Source organism: Empedobacter sp. GD03797, assembly GCF_029842105.1.
GTDB classification, from domain to species: domain Bacteria; phylum Bacteroidota; class Bacteroidia; order Flavobacteriales; family Weeksellaceae; genus Empedobacter; species Empedobacter falsenii_C.
In genome coordinates, this window is sequence record NZ_JAOCFS010000005.1 from 38573 (window position 1) to 57790 (window position 19218).

14 protein-coding genes are annotated in these 19218 nt (G+C 31.3%); 9 read left to right on the forward strand and 5 right to left on the reverse strand.

The window, feature by feature from the left end; translation table 11 throughout:
* Window positions 1–6: 6 nt before the first annotated feature.
* Entirely contained in the window at window positions 7–1488 is a 1482-nt protein-coding gene (locus N5D90_RS05750) for a peptide MFS transporter (RefSeq protein WP_038333292.1), read from the reverse strand.
* Window positions 1489–1659: 171 nt separating this feature from the next.
* Window positions 1660–3819, reverse strand: a complete 2160-nt coding sequence (locus tag N5D90_RS05755) for a S9 family peptidase (protein WP_280061873.1) — start codon at window positions 3817–3819, stop codon at window positions 1660–1662.
* A 177-nt stretch (window positions 3820–3996) separates the two neighbouring features.
* On the opposite strand from N5D90_RS05755, the gene N5D90_RS05760 reads away from it, so the two are divergent.
* The 4 genes from N5D90_RS05760 (at window position 3997) to bglX (ending at window position 8692) form a co-directional block, all read left to right on the forward strand.
* Window positions 3997–5352: a hydroxymethylglutaryl-CoA reductase, degradative gene (locus N5D90_RS05760; protein WP_280061874.1), complete on the forward strand. Its 1356-nt coding sequence runs from the start codon at window positions 3997–3999 to the stop codon at window positions 5350–5352.
* An 8-nt stretch (window positions 5353–5360) separates the two neighbouring features.
* Window positions 5361–5792, forward strand: a complete 432-nt coding sequence (locus N5D90_RS05765) for a pyrimidine dimer DNA glycosylase/endonuclease V (RefSeq protein WP_280061876.1) — start codon at window positions 5361–5363, stop codon at window positions 5790–5792.
* Entirely contained in the window at window positions 5774–6274 is a 501-nt protein-coding gene (locus N5D90_RS05770) for a YkgJ family cysteine cluster protein (RefSeq protein ID WP_280061877.1), read from the forward strand. The genes N5D90_RS05765 and N5D90_RS05770 overlap by 19 nt, the downstream gene beginning before the upstream one ends.
* A gap of 132 nt (window positions 6275–6406) precedes the next feature.
* Window positions 6407–8692: a beta-glucosidase BglX gene (bglX, locus tag N5D90_RS05775; protein WP_115002320.1), complete on the forward strand. Its 2286-nt coding sequence runs from the start codon at window positions 6407–6409 to the stop codon at window positions 8690–8692.
* A 25-nt stretch (window positions 8693–8717) separates the two neighbouring features.
* On the opposite strand, the gene N5D90_RS05780 is transcribed toward bglX, so the two are convergent.
* Entirely contained in the window at window positions 8718–10361 is a 1644-nt protein-coding gene (locus N5D90_RS05780) for a DUF6377 domain-containing protein (protein ID WP_038333307.1), read from the reverse strand.
* A gap of 229 nt (window positions 10362–10590) precedes the next feature.
* On the opposite strand from N5D90_RS05780, the gene N5D90_RS05785 reads away from it, so the two are divergent.
* From N5D90_RS05785 to N5D90_RS05805, 5 genes are read left to right on the forward strand one after another with little or no spacing between them, the layout of a single operon-like run.
* Window positions 10591–13392, forward strand: coding sequence for a SusC/RagA family TonB-linked outer membrane protein (locus N5D90_RS05785; RefSeq protein WP_084106867.1), 2802 nt, complete (start codon window positions 10591–10593; stop codon window positions 13390–13392).
* Window positions 13393–13409: 17 nt separating this feature from the next.
* Complete coding sequence (locus tag N5D90_RS05790; protein ID WP_280061878.1) at window positions 13410–14864, forward strand: RagB/SusD family nutrient uptake outer membrane protein; 1455 nt, start codon at window positions 13410–13412, stop codon at window positions 14862–14864.
* A 59-nt stretch (window positions 14865–14923) separates the two neighbouring features.
* The gene (locus N5D90_RS05795) at window positions 14924–16384 is read left to right on the forward strand and encodes a glycoside hydrolase family 30 beta sandwich domain-containing protein (protein ID WP_115002311.1); all 1461 of its coding nucleotides are present in this window, start codon (window positions 14924–14926) and stop codon (window positions 16382–16384) included.
* A gap of 11 nt (window positions 16385–16395) precedes the next feature.
* Window positions 16396–17814: a glycoside hydrolase family 30 beta sandwich domain-containing protein gene (locus N5D90_RS05800; protein WP_115002309.1), complete on the forward strand. Its 1419-nt coding sequence runs from the start codon at window positions 16396–16398 to the stop codon at window positions 17812–17814.
* Between the two features lie 58 nt (window positions 17815–17872).
* Window positions 17873–18160, forward strand: a complete 288-nt coding sequence (locus N5D90_RS05805; RefSeq protein WP_280061879.1) for a hypothetical protein — start codon at window positions 17873–17875, stop codon at window positions 18158–18160.
* 32 nt (window positions 18161–18192) lie between these two features.
* Here the strand turns inward: N5D90_RS05805 and N5D90_RS05810 are convergent, their stop codons facing one another.
* Both N5D90_RS05810 and N5D90_RS05815 read right to left on the reverse strand, forming a co-directional pair.
* Window positions 18193–18681, reverse strand: coding sequence for a hypothetical protein (locus N5D90_RS05810; RefSeq protein WP_280061880.1), 489 nt, complete (start codon window positions 18679–18681; stop codon window positions 18193–18195).
* Window positions 18681–19130 (reverse strand): hypothetical protein, encoded by a 450-nt coding sequence (locus tag N5D90_RS05815; protein WP_280061881.1) that lies wholly within the window; start codon window positions 19128–19130, stop codon window positions 18681–18683. The genes N5D90_RS05810 and N5D90_RS05815 overlap by 1 nt, the downstream gene beginning before the upstream one ends.
* Between the last annotated feature and the right edge of the window lie 88 nt (window positions 19131–19218).

The window sequence follows — 19218 nt, forward strand, 5'->3', positions numbered from 1 at the left end:
TAAAAGTTATTTTACATCTTGCATTAATTTGCGAATAAATGGAGAAAGAGCAATTAATAATACTCCTGCGATTAAAGCATAAATCCCTAAATCTTTATAACCCTCTGTGTAAGCAATCAATTTTGACATTAATGTCCCTCCTGTATTTGCTTCAGACATTTCTGCTCCAATTTTTCCAGCAAAAAATTGACCAAAAGCTGATGCTAAAAACCACATCCCCATCATCATTCCAAATAATTTTTGAGGAGATAATTTAGTAATGATTGACATTCCAATAGGTCCTAAACACAACTCTCCTAAAGTGATAACTAACCAAGTGAAAGTAAACAAATTAAGGGATGATTGACCTGCGTCGTTCGCAAAAAATCGTAGAGAATAGAACAAAAAGAATCCTAAAGACAAGAATAAGAAACCTATTCCAAATTTAATTACCGTATTTGGTTCAATTTTCTTTTTAGCTAACCATATCCATAACAACCCCGCTAAAGGGCTAACTAAAATAATGAAAAATGAGTTTGCGCTATTGTTTATTATATTTGGATCTATATTAAAGAAAAGCAAATTATGAACTAAATTATCTTTTGCAAAGAGTGATAAAGACCCACCACTCTGTTCATATATTGTATTAAAAACTAAATACATAAAAATGAAAATAAAAGCTGCAAAAACTTTTTTCTTATAATTATAATCTAATTTTAATATTTCATAACCTAAGTATGTTAAAGCTACAATTCCTATTCCATACATAAAATAGTCAGTCAAATCACTTCTATGAATTAAGAAATATATTAAAGGTAATATAACCACAGCACCAACATATACTGCTATTTCTTTAAATGTTCTTTTCTTCGAAGTATCCTTTTCTAAAGGAGTGTTACCAATAGGTTCTAAGCTTTTCTTTGTAACGAAATAAGTTATTAATCCTATTACCATAACTATTGCAGCAGCCAAGAAACATAAATTCCAAGAATAATACTTTCCTAAATATACACATAACGCTCCTCCAAGAAGACCTCCTATATTAATACCTGCATAGAACATCCCATAACCAGCATCTCGCCTAACATCACCTTCCTTATAGAGCTCTCCTACCATTGAAGAAATATTAGGTTTAAAAAATCCTGTACCAATAATGGTACACGTAATACCAATGTAAAACATTGAATGTGGATCATAGGCAATAATTAAATTACCTAAAACCATAATAAGTCCTCCAAAAACCAATGATTTTTTAAATCCTAGAATTTTATCTGCAAAGATACCTCCTATAAAAGTAAAAGCATATATAAAAGCCTGTATCGCTCCATATTTTAAATTAGCATCTTTTTCTAAAAGACCTAATTGGTCTGTCATAAAAATTACTAAAACTCCTCTCATTCCGTAGAAGCAAAATCGCTCCCACATTTCAATTGTAAATAAATACCAAAGCTGTTTTGGGTATTTCCCTTCAAAGTTTTGAATTTGCTCTAAAGTTAATTTTTGACTCATAATTTCTTTAACTAAGCGCTAATATATCATTTAGATTTTATTAGCAATCAACGAAAATAAAAAAAACCTCCGACAATGCAGAGGTTTTTTTTGTTTAATGTATGATTTTTGTCAATTTGAATAATGTTTCATCTTATTCATTGGCGTATTCTAATAAATACAGCTTTTTTCTTACAAATTCTTCTTGATAAAGTTTGTCATTTTACGATAAAGCTGAATACGCGTATTCCCTCCATAAATCCCGTGATCTTTATCGGTATAAATTGCCATATCAAAATCTTTGTTCGCTTGTACCAACGCTTCCGATAATTCGAATGTGTTTTGTGGATGTACATTATCATCAGCAGAACCAGAAATTAATAAGAAATTACCTTTTAAGTCATTTGCATAATTAATTGGAGAATTGTCATCATAACCAGCCGCATTTTCTTCTGGTGTACGCATAAAACGTTCTGTATAAACAGAATCATAATAACGCCAATTCGTTACAGGAGCAACTGCAATCGCTGCTTTGAACACATCATTCCCTTTGAATAATACATTCGAAGCCATGAAACCTCCGTAAGACCAACCCCAAATTCCGATACGAGATTTGTCTATATAAGGTAATTTACCAATCTCTTTCGCCGCAGCAATTTGATCTTCTACCTCATATTTCCCTAATTGTAAATATGTTTGTTTCTTGAAAGCTTCTCCTTTGTATCCCGTTCCACGACCGTCAACACAAAAAACGATGTAACCTTCTTGCGCCAACATCATGTGCCAATAATCATTCGAGTTGAAATAAGCATTGTTTACATTCTGAGAACCTGGTCCAGAATATTGATACATCAAAACTGGGTATTTTTTGTTTGGATCAAAGTTTTTTGGTTTGATTACATACGCATTCAATTCATTTCCTGCTGCAGTTTTCAACACAAATAATTCTTTTGTTCCAATATTATCTGTAGTCAATTTATCTTTTAAAGAAGTATTGTCAACGATAACACCCAAATCTTTTCCAGATTTAGATTCTACTAAACTAATTGTTTTTGGAGTTGTTGTATTCGAAAAAGTATTAATGAAATACGTAAAATTCTTACTGAAAGCAGCCGAATTTGTTCCATTATTTTTCGTCAACATTGTTGTTTTCTTACCATCTAAACTAACTGATGAAATTTGTCTTTCTGTCGAAATACGTTTTCCATTATTTGAGTTAGATTGATAATAAAGTGTTTTATTCGTAGGATTATATCCATAGTAATTAGTTACTTCCCAATCTCCTTTTGTTACTTGATTGATTAACTTTCCACTATCTGCATAATGGTAAATATGGTTATTTCCATCGCGTTCAGAAGTCCATAAGAACGAATTATCTGCTAAAAATTCTAACGTTAAATTATCCGTTTCTATCCACGCTTTATTTGTTTCAGTAAATAGTTTATTTACTTTTTTCGTGTTGATATCATAAAACGAAACATCTACATTATTTTGGTGACGGTTAGACGTTACAACCGTTAATAAATTCGCTTTTGTAGAGAACTTAATTTTCGGAATGTAATAATTCTGAACTCCTCCTAAATTAACATTTGCAGTTGAATTATTCTTCGTATCAAAAACATGTAACGAAACTTCCGAATTGTCTTGTCCTGCTTTTGGATATTTGTAACGTAATTCTTGTGGATAAAGATTATTGTGGTAAATCGGAATATTAATTTCTTTCACTTTCGATTCGTCAAAACGAACATAAGCCAACGAAGTTCCATCAGCATTCCAATCAAAATTTCTTACGAAACCAAACTCTTCTTCGTAAACCCAATCGTTAATCCCGTTGATAATATTATTCTTTTTACCATCTGTTGTAACTTGAGTTACTTTGTTCGACTTAAGATCTTGAATGTATAAATTATTCTCAAAAGCAAAAGCTACTTTAGACGCATCTGGCGAAAACAAAGGTTCTTGAATTCCTTTTCCATCAAATAACAATACTTTCGATTTTGTTTGCGTATCATACACTTCAAACTTTGCAGTAAACGAATGACGATAAATTTGGTGCGAATTAGTTTGTAATAAAACGTAACGCTCATCAGAACTAAATTCATAGCCTTCAAACTTTCCTGGAACTACAACTACATCAGAAGTCTGACCTTTTTTCAATGTCGATTCGTACGAACGTTTTACCAATCCGTCTTTTGTCAAGATTGTATAATTTTCTCCATCGTTCAAAGAGTTTACACCGTACAATGAATTTTCGCGGTATTTTCCGCCATATATCCCTTCAATGGTTATTTGTTGTGCATAAGAATAAGCGCCCATCGCAAGGACAGCTAAACTTAAAATAAATTTTTTCATATTAATTTTCTAATCATGTGAGTTCAAACAATCAAATATAAACAATTATATTTTTTAGAAAACCCCTTTCAACCGAATAATGAACATAAATAGAAGATGTACAAAAAGTTTTAAGTATTTTTATACATTCTATCAATCAAAACGTTTGTAATTTTGTCTTATAAAAAAATATCCAATATGAAGCATCAAGCAGTAGAAGGTTTTTCGAAATTATCGAAAGAAGGAAAAATTGAATGGGTTGTCAATGAATATTTGAATGGTGATGAATCTGCCATCAAAGTATTGAAACAATATTGGAATGATGATGCAGATTTACAAAAGTTGCACGACGAATTTTCAGAAAATACAGTTTCTAATTTCTATATGCCGTTTGGTTTAGCGCCAAACTTTTTAATCAACGACGAATTATATGCTATTCCAATGGCAGTTGAAGAGTCGTCTGTTGTTGCTGCGGCTTCTAAGGCTGCGAAGTTTTGGCAAACTCGTGGTGGTTTCAAAACAACTATTTTATCTACAACAAAATTAGGTCACGTTCATTTTATGTACGAGGGTGATAAAGAAAAATTGCAAAATGCGTTTGAAACAACGATTAAAAATCAATTAATCGAAACGACAAATGATATCACAAAAAACATGCGTGCGCGTGGTGGTGGTATTTTGGCTTTAGAACTAATTGATAAAACTGCTAATTTAGAGAACTATTATCAAATAAAAGCTTCTTTCGAAACGATGGATTCGATGGGTGCTAACTTCATCAATTCATGTTTAGAGCAATTCGCCAAAACATTACGAAACGAAATCGAAGCTGATTCTACTTTTACAGATGATGAAAAAGATTCAATTCAAATCGTGATGTGTATTTTATCGAATTATACGCCAGATTGTATTGTTCGTGCAGAAGTTTCTTGTCCAGTTGAGCAATTAGCAGAAGGAAATGTAACATCAGAAGAGTTTGTGGAGAAATTTTCTCGCGCTGTTCGAATTGCAGAAATAGAGCCTTATCGTGCAACAACGCACAACAAAGGAATTATGAACGGAATTGATGCTGTTGTCATTGCAACAGGCAACGATTTTCGTGCTGTAGAGGCTTGTGCGCATACGTATGCCGCAAAAGATGGTCAATATTCTTCATTAACACATTGCGAAGTAAAAGATGGAATTTTCCGTTTTTGGATTGATTTACCAACTGCGCTTGGAACAATTGGTGGATTGACAGCTTTACATCCTTTAGTAAAATTAGCGATGGGAATTCTTGGAAAACCGAATGCTAAAGAATTGATGGGATTTGTTGCTGTTGCTGGATTAGCGCAAAACTTTGGTGCATTGCGTTCTTTGGTTACAACTGGAATTCAGAAAGGTCACATGAAGATGCACTTAATGAATATCTTAAATCAGTTAGAAGCAACCGAAGAAGAAAAGAAATATTTTGTCAATTATTTCAAAGATAAAACGGTTTCACATCACAATGTTATCGAGGAGTTTTGCAGATTACGTGGTGTAAAAAATGTAGAAGACATCAAAAAAGATAAATAAACTAACAAATGCGAATTTGGTCTGTTCATCCAAAATATCTCGATGCAAAAGGAATTGTAGCGCTTTGGCGCGAAACGCTTTTGGCAAAAAATGTTTTGGAAGGCAATACTAAAGGTTATAAAAATCATCCGCAATTAATTCGCTTCAAAGCTGTCAAAAAGCCGCTTGAAGCGATTAATCAATATTTGGCAGAAGTTTGGGACGAAGCCACAAGACGAGGTTATAGCTTTGACCGAAATAAAATTGATTTTGATTTCAAAAAGATTAAAATTGAGGTCACAATAGGTCAAATGCAATATGAATTCAACCATTTATTAAAGAAGTTAGAACAAAGAGATCCAGAGCGATTCAAACAATTTGAAAACCTCAAAATGGTTGATTGCGCGGAGATTTTCGAAGTAAAAGAAGGAGAAATAGAAAAATGGGAGATCATTTCTTAGAAGAATATTTTGCGAAAGCAAAAGAAAAACAACGTGAGCACAAAAAGTTTTTGGAAAAGTTGAAAAAGAAACCACCAAAAAACTTGGATCAAAAAATGGAAGAAATTCACGAAGATGTTTTCAATCGCATCGATTGTCTTTCTTGCGCGAATTGTTGCAAAACAACTGGTCCGCTTTTTACGCAAAAAGATATTGAGCGTTTAGCGCATGTTTTTCGCATCAAACCAAGTCAATTTATTGATAAATATTTACGAATTGATGAGGACAATGATTACGTTTTGCAACAAGTTCCTTGTCCATTTTTGGATAGTGAAAATTATTGTTTGGTTTACGAAGATCGCCCGAAAGCTTGCCGTGAATATCCACATACAGATCGCAAAAAGTTTTATCAAATTAATCATCTTACCCTAAAAAATACGCTAATTTGTCCTGCAACTTATGAAGTTGTGGAACAAATGCAGAAAGAAATTAACATCAAATAAGATTCTTTTTTTTAAATTAGAATCTTATTTGGTTTTTCACGTTAAGTGAATTTACCTCAACAATAGAAATTCTATTTTTCTATTCTTTGCTTTTTATTAAGCACATTACCACAAAAAAACAAAAATTACATTATGAGAAAAAACTTCATCTTATTGGTGACTGCTTTAGGAATGTCTTTTTCATTTGGTCAAAAAATTAAATTTGATTCAAAAAAAACTCAAGATCAGTTTATTTCTGAAATCATGAGTCAAATGACTTTAGAAGAAAAATTGGGACAACTAAATTTCCCCACTTCTAATGATTTTATAACAGGATCAGCACAGAGTACTGATGTTGGAAAAAAAATTGAATCTAGTTTAGTTGGAGGACTATTTAATATAAAAGGCGTTGATAAAATAAAAGAGATGCAACGCATCGCTATTGAGAAAAGTCGTTTAGGAATTCCTTTATTATTTGGAATGGATATTATTCATGGATATGAAACCGTTTTCCCTATTCCACTTGCTTTATCTGCTACATTTGATATGAACGCAATTGAAAAGTCTGCTCGAATATCTGCTAAAGAAGGAACTGCTGACGGAATACAATGGACTTTTTCGCCAATGGTAGATGTTAGTCGTGATCCGCGTTGGGGACGAATTGCGGAAAGCGCAGGTGAAGATCCATATTTAGCAAGTAGATCAGGTGAAGCAATGATTAAAGGTTATCAAGGAAATGATCTTTCTCTTAAAAACACTATGATGGCTACAGTAAAACATTTTGCTTTATACGGAGCATCTGAAGCTGGAAGAGATTACAATCATGTAGATATGAGTCGTTGGGCAATGTACAACACATATTTTCCTCCATATAAAGCCGCAGTTGATGCAGGAGTAGGCTCTGTAATGACCTCTTTTAACGTGGTTGATGGGATACCTGCCTCTGGGAATAAATGGTTAATGACAGAAGTTTTGAGAAATCAATGGGGTTTCAAAGGATTAGTTGTAACGGATTATACAGCGATTAATGAAATGATTAATCACGGAATTGGAGATTTACAAACAGTTTCGGCAATGTCTTTAAATGCAGGATCAGATATGGACATGGTTGGTGAAGGATTTTTAACTACAACCAAAAAATCATTAGATGAAGGTAAAGTAAAAATTGGAACAATTGATCAAGCTGTAAAGCGAGTTTTAGAAGCGAAATATAAACTAGGTTTATTTGAAGATCCATATCGTTATACAGATCCTAAACGTGCAAAGACAGAAATATTTACAAAAGAGAATAGATCAGAAGCAAGAAAAGTAGCTGCTGGATCTATGGTTTTATTGAAAAATGACAAACAAGTTTTACCACTAAAAAAAGATACTAAAATTGCGTTAGTTGGACCTATGGCGGATGCATCTGATAATATGCCTGGAACTTGGGCAATCGCAGCAAGATACAATGATGCAATTTCTTTGAAAAAAGCGTTATCAAATAAAAATATCATTTACGCACAAGGAGCTAATTTAGTTGAAAATAAAGTTGATTTTGACAATGCCACAATCTTTGGAAAAAAGCCAAAATGGGACGAAAGAAATGCAGACGTCTTAATAAAAGAAGCTGTTGAAGCTGCTAAAAAATCAGATGTAATTGTAGCTGCTGTTGGAGAATCATCTGAAATGAGCGGTGAAAGTAGTAGTAAAACAAACTTAGACATCTCTTCAACTCAAAAGAAATTACTACAAGCTTTGTATGATACAGGAAAACCTGTCGTCGTAGTTCTTTTCACAGGTCGAGCAATGACTATTGGAGAAGAAAACGAGAAAGCAACAGCCATATTAAACACTTGGTTTGGTGGTACTGAAGCTGGAGATGCAATTGCGGATGTTTTATTTGGTGATGTTAATCCAAGCGGAAAATTGCCTATTACATTTCCTCGTAGTGTAGGCCAAATTCCTATTTATTACGCACATTACAACACAGGTCGTCCGATTAGTAAAGATGCAAATGATAATTGTAAATTCGAAAAATATCGTTCTAATTATTTAGATCAATGTAATACACCTCTTTATCCATTTGGCTATGGACTATCATATACAACATTTACTATCTCAGATCTTAAGTTAAACAAAGTTTCTATCAACCAAAATGAATCGCTAACAGCTACAGTTCAACTAAAAAACAATGGAGATTATGACGGCGCAGAAGTTGTGCAATTATATATTAAAGATGTTTTCGGAAGTACTGTAAGACCGGTTAGAGAATTAAAAGGTTTTCAAAAAATATTCTTGAAAAAAGGCGAATCTAAACAAGTTACTTTTACGATAAAACCTGACGATTTAAAGTTTTATAATTCTGAACTAAAATTTGTTTCAGAACCAGGAGATTTTGAAGTGTATGTTGGTAATTCTTCGAATGCTGATTTGACCTCAAAATTTACTTTGAACTAATCATATCAAAAAAACCCAAGTCGAATTATTCTACTTGGGTTTTGTTTGTTAAAGATCCAATCTTCATCACTTCTTTCTCAAACTCATCTCGATTAATCTTGGTTTTATTTTTTGTTTTAACACGATAATTGTAGATTGTTGTAACAGAATATCGAAGAATTTTTGCAATCTTAGAACTGTCATTTATTCCTAATCGAATTAAAGCAAAAATTCGTAATTCTGTATTTAATAATTCATCTCGTTTCAATATTATTCGTTCTTCATCACTTAATAAATTGTTAAACTTTTCTACAAAATCAGGATAGATATTCAAGAAAATATTGTCAAAATTATAATAAAACTTGGCTAATTCTTTATCTAGAAAATCTTTACTCTTTGTTAATTTCAATAACTCTTCCGTTTTCTTCGAAATAATCAATTTAACAACCGTTTTTCCATATACATCCAAAGTATCAATGTTTTCGGAATTATTGATCAATAAATTAACAATGTAATGCTCTTTAACTTGATTAATTTCAGATATCTTATCGTAAGAATCTGACAATTCTTTATTAATCTGCTTTAGTTTATTATTAACTTCTTCTAATTTTTTTCGAGCTATTACTAAGTTTCGATATTGTTTATAGATATAAAATGATGTGAACAGAACTACCAAACTAAGGATACTAATAACGATCAAACTAATTTGAAGTTTTTTATTCTTCTTATGAATTTCTGTTTCGTAGGCCTTATCGATAATAGGTAAAATATTTGAAATCGATACAAATCGTAATTTTGAATTGAAAAAAGCAGCATCTTCAAAAGCAAAATTGATATTATGATGTGCCCTTTCTAAATCACCTTGTCTGAATAACATCAAGGCCAATTCGGTTGTAGCCGCATTATCCTTAACAGAGGCTTTGATATCAGAAATAGAAGATAAAATTAAATATTTCTTCTCAGACTCTCTATCTCCTAAATTTCTATAATTAAGGGCTTGAGAAAAAGCAATCATTGAAAATTCACGAGTTCCAATACCATTACGCTTTAGCAGCTCATTGTTGGTCGCTATACTATTCTTAATATCATTTTTTTCTCTATAAACTCTCTCAATAATTGATAAATAAAATGTACTATTTTTATCCAGCCTTGCTAAAAGTTTATTCATATAATCATTATACAGCTGACCATATATTTTTTTAGAATCAGGTAAAGGACTGTAAAAAAATAAGCGGTAATAAGTCCACATTGACTCATGGTAGAATTGATTTTTTGTTACCTCATCCAAATTACTTTCATCAATAGAATTCAACATATCTACTGATTCTTTGTAATTTCCTGTAGAAGATAAAACCCCTGCTAAGTCAATTTTTACTTTATCTATGTATTTTTTATCAGAAAACTTAGACGATAGATAAATATTCTTGTTCATGTAAAACAAAGCAGAATCCAATTGATAAGGAATATATTCTTTGATAATCTCATTCATCAAAAAATATTTTTTTAACTCATTTTTTTCAGATGAAAGCTCTTTTTTAAAATTTGATAAAGCTTTTTCTTTTTTTAAATCATATTCTACACGGTTGTGCATTGTTCTATCCAACTCTGTAAGAAGGGAATCAACAGTATTTCCAAATGCAAATTGAGAAATTTGCGACAAAAGAATGATTAAAAAAAGTACTTTATTCATCTTTCGAAAATATGAAAAAAAACTTAAGACAATGATAATAAATTAACATAAATTATAGAAAATAGTTCATAAACAGACCTACTTTTTAATATCCACTTAATCAAATATCTGACTGAAATAAAAGAATTTAAGTTTTTAATATTCTACATTTTTATTTCACTAAGCCCTTAATTGTAGAATTTACACCAACTTAAAGTTAAATTTGTGTTAAACAAAAAAATGAGACAATATGAGGCTAAAACTTTTCCTGCTTGGAATAGTAGGTACATTACTATTAAGTAAAGCTTATTCTCAAGAAGACACCATTTCTAAAAACAGAAAAGATTCTTTGGTTTTAGAAAACAATGATAATTTTGCGAGAAGTTTACAAGAAGTTGTAGTTATTGGATATGGATCTGTAAAAAAACAAAATTTGACAAGTGCTGTAGAGCAAGTTAAAGCTGACGTTTTTGAAGATCGTCCTATATATAATTTAGAACAAGGTTTACAAGGAAATGCTGCAGGTGTTAACGTAGTACAACCTTCTGGGAAACCAGGTTCTGGATTAGAAGTTAGAATTCGTGGTATAAACTCTATCAATTCAAGTACACGACCACTTTATGTTATTGATGGTATACAAACCTATGATATTTCAAGTATAAACCCAGATGATGTGGTAGATATGGTTGTCTTAAAAGATGCCTCTTCTACAGCAATTTATGGTGTTAACGGAAGTAGTGGTGTTATTATCGTAACTACTAAAAAAGCTAAAAAGAACAAAACAACTTTCGGATTTAATGCTTATGCTGGTTTTTCTAAAGTCGCTGATAACATTGATGTTTTAAACCTTGATCAATACAAAACGTTATTGAATGAGATTAATCCTGGTTATTTAGCAACTGCAAATTCAGAAAAATATGCTGGAATTAATACTAATTGGAGAAATGAAGTATTTCAAACTGGAATTGATCAAAACTATAATGTTAACTATGGTTTTGGTGAAGAAAACTTCAGAATTTATAGTTCATTTGGTTATCAAGGTATTGAAGGAATCATTAAACCAGCACGAAACAATCGTTTTTCATCACGTGTAAATTTTGATGCTGATATTGCAAAATGGCTTAAAGTAAACGGTGCTTTTAGTTATACAAGAACTAATATGTACAATAGTAGTGATAATAAGAGTGTTGCAAGAGGAGGAATTGTACTTGCTGCTTTAAATACACCTGCTTTTTTACCTATTTATGCTGAACAATTAAAAGTTAGAGAAACAGATCCTGCTACAGGACAATACATTGATGGATACAAAGACGGGCAATTTGCTCAAAATCCTTATCAATCATCTTGGGAAAATCCAGTCGCTTATCAATCTCAAAAAGATGAAAATGTAACTGATCGTTTTCTTTCAAGCTTAAATTTTGAAGTTAATTTATTAAAAAATTTAGTTTGGAAACCTGCTTTTACTTTGGATTATATGAACATGAAAAATGAAAAATTCATTGATCCATATAGAACTAGTTATGGTAGACAAGAAAGCGGAACAGGAAGTTTAGACAACTACTTATATCAAAACTATAATATCGAAAATACATTGAACTATAAATTAAACCAAGATGAGCATGACTTTGGTTTTATAGTTGGAAATTCGATACAAGAAAATAAATATAAACGTCATGGATATTGGGGTAGAAATTTCCCTGTTGATGTACGTTCATTTGATTATAATTTAGCTAGAGAAGATAGTAGAACACAATCTCGTGACGAATCTATTACAAGGTATGTTTCTTACTTCGGACAAGCAAATTATACATACAACGATAAATACTCATTAATGGCTGTTATTCGTGCTTCAGGAGCTTCATCATTAGCACCAGGAAATAAATGGGGTTATTTTCCTGGAGTTTCTGCTGCTTGGGTTATCTCTAACGAAGAATTCCTTAAAGGAAGTAAGGCATTCAATTACTTAAAATTAAGAGCTGGATGGGGTATTACAGGAAATGTTTCTGGAATTCCGGCATATTCTTATTGGTCTTTAAGAAAAGAAGCTAATATAGGAAGTGATGTTTTAAACCCTGTACAAACAGAAAATTCTGATTTAACATGGGAAACAACAGAGGATAAAAACATCGGAATTGATTTTGGATTCTTAAAAGATCGTATTAGATTTTCTGCAGATTACTACCACAGAAATACTAAAGATTTATTGATGAGTTTATCATTCTCTGGTATTCCAGTCCCGTACCAATATAATGGTGGAGAAATGACTAACAAAGGATTCGAATTCTCTTTAAGTACTATCAACATCAATTCAGCTGATTTTAAATGGAATACATCATTCAACATTTCATTCAATAAAAATAAAGTAGAAAGTATTAACTATTTGGATATTCGTGATATGGGATATTTCGAAACAGTTGGTGCAGATGCTGTTCGTTTAATGCCTGGTCATGTTGTAGGTGCTTTCTATGGTTACAAAGTTGACAAGGTTGACCCAAATACGGGAGAACTTTTATATAAAGATTTAGATGGCAATGGTGAATTTAATGTAGGAGACAGAACATTTATTGGTGATCCTAATCCAGATTTTACGTTTGGTTTTACAAATAATTTCAAATACAAAAACTTGTATTTAGACTTCTTAATAACAGGTTCTGTTGGGAATGATATTTTCAATGCTTCAAGATTGGATTTAGAATTAATGAACGATTTCAAAAATCAATCAACAGCGGTACTAGATCGTTGGACAACACCAGGACAAGTTACAAATGTTCCGAAAGCAGGAAGTTCAAGTGCTTTATTTATTTCAGATCGTTTTGTAGAAGATGGTACATATGTAAGATTAAAAGCTGTTACATTAGGTTATAACTTCAAAAAAGCATTAGGATTTAATAATATAAATCTTTATGTAACTGGGCAAAATTTATTCACAATCACAAACTATTCAGGATTTGATCCAGAGGTTAATTCAAACGGAGGTAGTATAATCGGGATTGATTATGGAGTTTATCCTCAAGTACGAACGTTTATTGTTGGACTTAAAGCTAATTTATAAATTCAAAAGCTAATCAAATGAAAAAAAATATATTAAATATAAAAAGTGTTGCTTTATTAGGATTATTATGCTTTTACACGTCTTGTAATGACTATTTAGACACAGAACCCATTGTAGAAGTGATTACGAAAGAAGAACAACCTATAAAAAATGCAACTGAAGCAGAAGGAGCAATGAATGCTGTATATTCTCAATTAGGTGGTGAATTCTGGCAATTTGATCAATTCTTCATTGGCGATGCACAAACGGATAACTCTTATGCAGGAGCCGATAACGTACAGATGTTCCAAATCGATGAATATAGAATGGTAGCAACAAACACCATTTCGAATAGAGATTGGGGATATATTATTGATATGTTATTTCGTTGCAACTTTGTCCTAAATTATGTGGATGATGTAAAAGATTTAGATGCTAAACGTAAAGAACAAATGAAAGCAGAAGCTTCATTCTTTAGAGCATATACTTTATTTAAAGCAGTTCAAATTTGGGGAGATTTTCCAATCATTACAAAAGCAATAACATCAGTTAATCAAGATAATTTTGATGAAGTTTATGCTCAGACTTATCCAGAAAGAAAACCTGTAGCTGAAGTATATGCTCAAATATTAGCTGATTTAGATGCTGCAAGTACAAATATTCCAAGTAGCGATCAAAAATATATAGCTAATAAAGCTGCTGTTAATGCATTAAAAGCTAAAGTTAATGCAACTAAACCATCACCAGATTGGAATCAAGTTATTCAAAATTGTGACAAAGTAATTGCTGAAGGTTATACGTTATTATCTACTTATGATCAATTATTTGATGGAAATCATGAAGGAAATGCTGAATCTATTTTCGAAGCAAATGGTGAAGGATGGGGTTCTTCTATTGGTGCCTGGGGAGCCTCTATGTTTTATGGAACAGATTGGAAAAAATTCAACACACCATCCAATGCTTTAGTAGCAGCTTATGATGATGAGGGAGATTTAATTAGAAAAAATTCAACTATTTGGTTTGCTACAAGTACCGTTCCTTGGTCTGATAATTATTGGCCATCTAACAAATATCCATTTGCATATAAAATGCGAAAAACAGATGGAACTCAGAATTTTTACATTTTCAGATTTGCAGATATTCTATTATTAAAAGCTGAAGCATTGGCCCAAAATGGAGATGTAACATCTGCAATGTCTTTAGTTAATCAAGTAAGATCGAGAGTAAAATTAAATGCTGTAACTGCAACTTCAAAAGATGATGCTTTAACAAAAATATTGCATGAACGTAAATTAGAGCTAGCTTTTGAAGGTGAATATTGGTTCGATTTGAAACGATTTGGTAAAGCAATAGAAATTCTATCAAAACAAAAAGACGGAAAAGGAAATCTTCTTCCATATACCTCTAACATTAGTACATCAAAATTAATATGGCCAGTTCCTCAAAGTAAAATTGATGCCAACAAGAATTTAGTGCAAAACCCAGGATACTAAACATTTTATAACATTTTGGAAATCTTGTTACGGCAGGATTTCCTTTAATTCATCACAAAATGAAAAAGAAATCGATATATAATATTCAACTTTTACTTGCCTTATTTTCTTCAAGTATTGCATTTAGTCAACAAAATTTTAATCTAAAACAGAAAAAAATTGAAGTTTATAGCACTGTAAAAGCGACAAAAGAACGCTTATCAAAATCTAATCAAAAATATTCTGTAACGGATTTTAATCAACCAAAAGAAACAGATCCATGTATTTTCGTAGATCCAATACATAGCTTTCAAAATTATGTCGGAATTGGTGGCGCAATTACAGATGCTTCGGCAGAAACATTTGCTAAACTTCCGAAAACTAAACAACAAGAAATTATCAATGCTTACTTTGATAAAGAGAAAGGAAGTGGATATAATTTATTGAGAACAACTATTAATTCATCTGACTTTTCAAGTGAATCATACACATATGTAAAAGACCATGATAAAGATTTGAAAACTTTTTCTATTGCTCATGATCTGAAATATAAGATTCCAATGATTAAAGAAGCTCAGAAAAAAATTGATAAAAAAGAATTTACATTTTACGCAAGTCCATGGAGTCCTCCAGCTTGGATGAAAGATAACAATAGTATGCTCAAAGGTGGTAGTTTATTACCAGAATATTACCAAACTTGGGCTAACTATTTTGTGAAATTTGTGAATGCGTATGAAAAATTAGGAATGCCTATTTGGGGTGTTTCAATTCAAAATGAACCAATGGCAGTACAAACTTGGGAATCTTGTATCTATACAGCTGAACAAGAACGTGATTTCTTAAAAAACTACCTTGGACCGACTTTTCATAAAAATGGATTTCAAGACAAAAAAATCATTGTTTGGGACCATAATCGTGATTTAATTTACCAACGTGCTTCAACAATTCTTAACGATCCTGAAGCAGCAAAATATGTTTGGGGAGTAGGATTTCATTGGTACGAAACATGGAATGGAAACCAAAATCTGTATGATAATGTTGGATTAGTAAATAAAACTTTTCCAAATGTAAACTTAATTTTTACAGAAGGATGTAAAGAGAAATTCAAATTCGAAGATATCTACGAATGGTATTTAGGAGAAATGTATGGTAGAGCAATGATTAATGATTTCAACAATGGAACAACTGCATGGACAGATTGGAATATTTTGTTAGACGAAACTGGGGGACCAAATCACGTAGGTAACTTCTGTTTTGCTCCAATAATTGCAGATACTCGCACAAACGAAGTTCATTACACAAATGCTTACTATTATATGGGACATTTTTCAAGATTTATCCGTCCAGGTGCTAAAAGAATTGCTGCCTCATCAAATAGAAGTGATTTATTAACAACTTCTTTTGTTAACGAAAACGGAAAAATTGTAGTCGTAGTGATGAATCAATCAAGTAAACCGATGGATTATAGTTTATGGATTCAAGGTCAAGCTGTAAAAATGAATGCCGAAGCTAACTCAATCAAATCTATTATTATATCTTAAACGATTTTGAAATGAAAAATATTAAATCAACAATAGCATTAGGAATATTAGCACTTTCTTTTATAGGATGTTCTACAACAAAAACTAATATTTCTTCTAAAAATTCGACAATAGAAACTTGGTTAACAAAAGCGGATCAATCAGTTTTATTAAAAAAACAAGCTAATCCAATTCAATTTTCGTCATCATCTACAACTTCTAATAATATTGTGATTGATGAAACTAAGCAATACCAAGATATTGATGGTTTTGGTTTTACATTAACTGGTGGTAGTGCTGAACTAATCAATAAATTAGAAAAAAATCAACGTGCAGCATTACTTCAAGAACTTTTTGGAAGAGGAAATGATGGTATCGGAATGGATGTTGTACGTATTAGTATTGCTGCTTCTGACTTAAACGAAACTGCCTTCACTTACAATGATATGCCTGCAGGGAAAACTGATCTTGAATTGAAAAATTTCAGTATTGCAAAAGACCAGGAATTAATTAATGTTTTAAAAGATATCCAAGACATTAATCCTAAAGTTAAAATCTTTGCAACACCTTGGTCTGCTCCTGCTTGGATGAAAACTAATCAAAAATTAATTGGAGGAAGTTTAAAGAAAGAATATTATGAAGTTTATGCACAATACTTTGTAAAATATATCAAAGCAATGCAAGGGAATGGAATTAATATTTTTGCTATCACTCCCCAAAACGAACCAGAACATCCAGGTAACGAGCCAAGTTTAGTAATGACAGCTTTAGAGCAAGCTGATTTTATTAAAAATAATTTAGGTCCAGCGTTTGAGAATAATTCAATCAAAACGAAAATTATTATTTACGATCACAATTGCGATCATCCAGAATATCCTATTACTGTTTTAAGTGACGAAAAAGCAAATCGTTATATCGATGGATCTGCATTTCATTTGTATTTAGGTGATATCTCAGCTTTATCAAAAGTACACGATGCTTTTCCAACTAAAAACTTATACTTTACAGAACAATATACTGCGACTACAACAAAATTTGAAGATGATTTGAAATGGCACATGAAAAACGTAATCATCGGATCATTAAATAACTGGAGTAAAGCAGCTTTTGAATGGAATTTGGCAAATGATCAGAATTTCAAACCTCACACACCAGGTGGTTGTACAACTTGTAAAGGAGGGTTAACAATAAATGGAAAAAAAATTGAAAAAAATGTAGGGTATTATATCGTTGCTCAAGCTTCGAAATTTGTTCCTGCAGGATCTAAAAGAATTGCCTCTTCTCATCTCGGAGCAATCAACACCGTAGCTTTTTTATTACCGAATAAGCAAAAAGTTTTGATTGCTCTTAATGAAACAAATACTGATCAAAAATTTGATATTAAATATAACAATAAGTTTGCTCCAATAAATTTACCCTCAAATAGTGTTGCAACTTTTATTTGGAATTAGGCTATAAAGATGTTTCTATTTAACTTTGAAAAAATAAAGGGAAAAAATTTATTGTTAAATGGAAACACCTCTAAAAATAATCGCATTTATTATGTTGATATTTCCGACAATTTATCAAGGAATTGCTGGATTTAGAACCAAAGATGCTGCTGTTGTAAAAAAAATTGCTTGGCGCGCCGTTTTGATGCAAATCATGGGAACGCTTTTGGCTTATTTTATCTTCATAAAAATTGGTCAAGACAAGCAAGTTGCCATTTATGTTGGCTTTATGTTTTTTACATCTCTTGCAATTTTAGTGCTAATACAAAACATTTTGATTTACTTAAAAAACAATAGTAATAATTAAAAAACGTCACTCTGTGAGCGACGTTTTTTAATTTATAATTGAGTTTCTCTCATTTTGATTTTATCAGAATCTGAATTAGATTTTAAAACATATAAATAATCATTTTCAAAATCGAATGTAAAAATTTTATGATTTTCATTTTCTATGATTTGCAACAAATTCGTCAAATCAGCAAACGTATTATTATCATTTAGTTTGAATTTAACTCCAGATTTTTCGATATTATTTTTCTGCATTTTTTGGATTAATTCAGCATAATGAACCGCAGCAGCTTTATTATAATTCACCTTTATAATTGTTGAATCATATTTATAGATTGGATTTTTCCAATAATTATAAACTTGATAAAATGAACTATCTTCTTGTTCATCTAATTTTGGAGGAGTAACGAATACAAAAGCTTTTGAAGAAAATTTATTTCTTTCTCCAATAATTTTCACAAAGCAAAATATAGACAACACAATTAATATTGTCCATCTTATCGCAACATCAGCTTTTATCGTTGATTTTTCGGTACTCATTAAGCCAATAAATTAACATATTGCTGCGCTTTTTCGGTCAATTTAGTTTTTACCTCATCGTAATTTGAATCAAAAAAACTGCGTAATCTAAACTTTGATTTTTTGGTTTGAATGGTTAAAACTTGATTACGATTCAAACGAAAAATATCTTCTTCTTCGTACAAATAATAAATTGCTCGATATGGAATTTCATCTTTTTTGAAAATTGTTCTGATTTCGAACGTTTCTTCTTTTAACGTAAATAAGGTCAAATTAAACGTTAAATCATATAAAATTGACATCGAAGCAAGTAAAGAGATCATGAAAATGCCAATGCGTAAAAAAGGTTCGTCTATCCAAAAATTTCCTCCAAACCAAAAAGCTTTGACAAACGTGAAGTTAACCATCATTAATAATAGAAAAATGATGACGAGAAGAAGTGTTTGCCAACTAAGTTTAGATTTTACCATCTCTCATTGGATTTGTACTAATTTACAATTTTTTTGAACAGGTTTAGAAAATTTTTCTACAAATAAGAAACCTCAGATAAATCTGAGG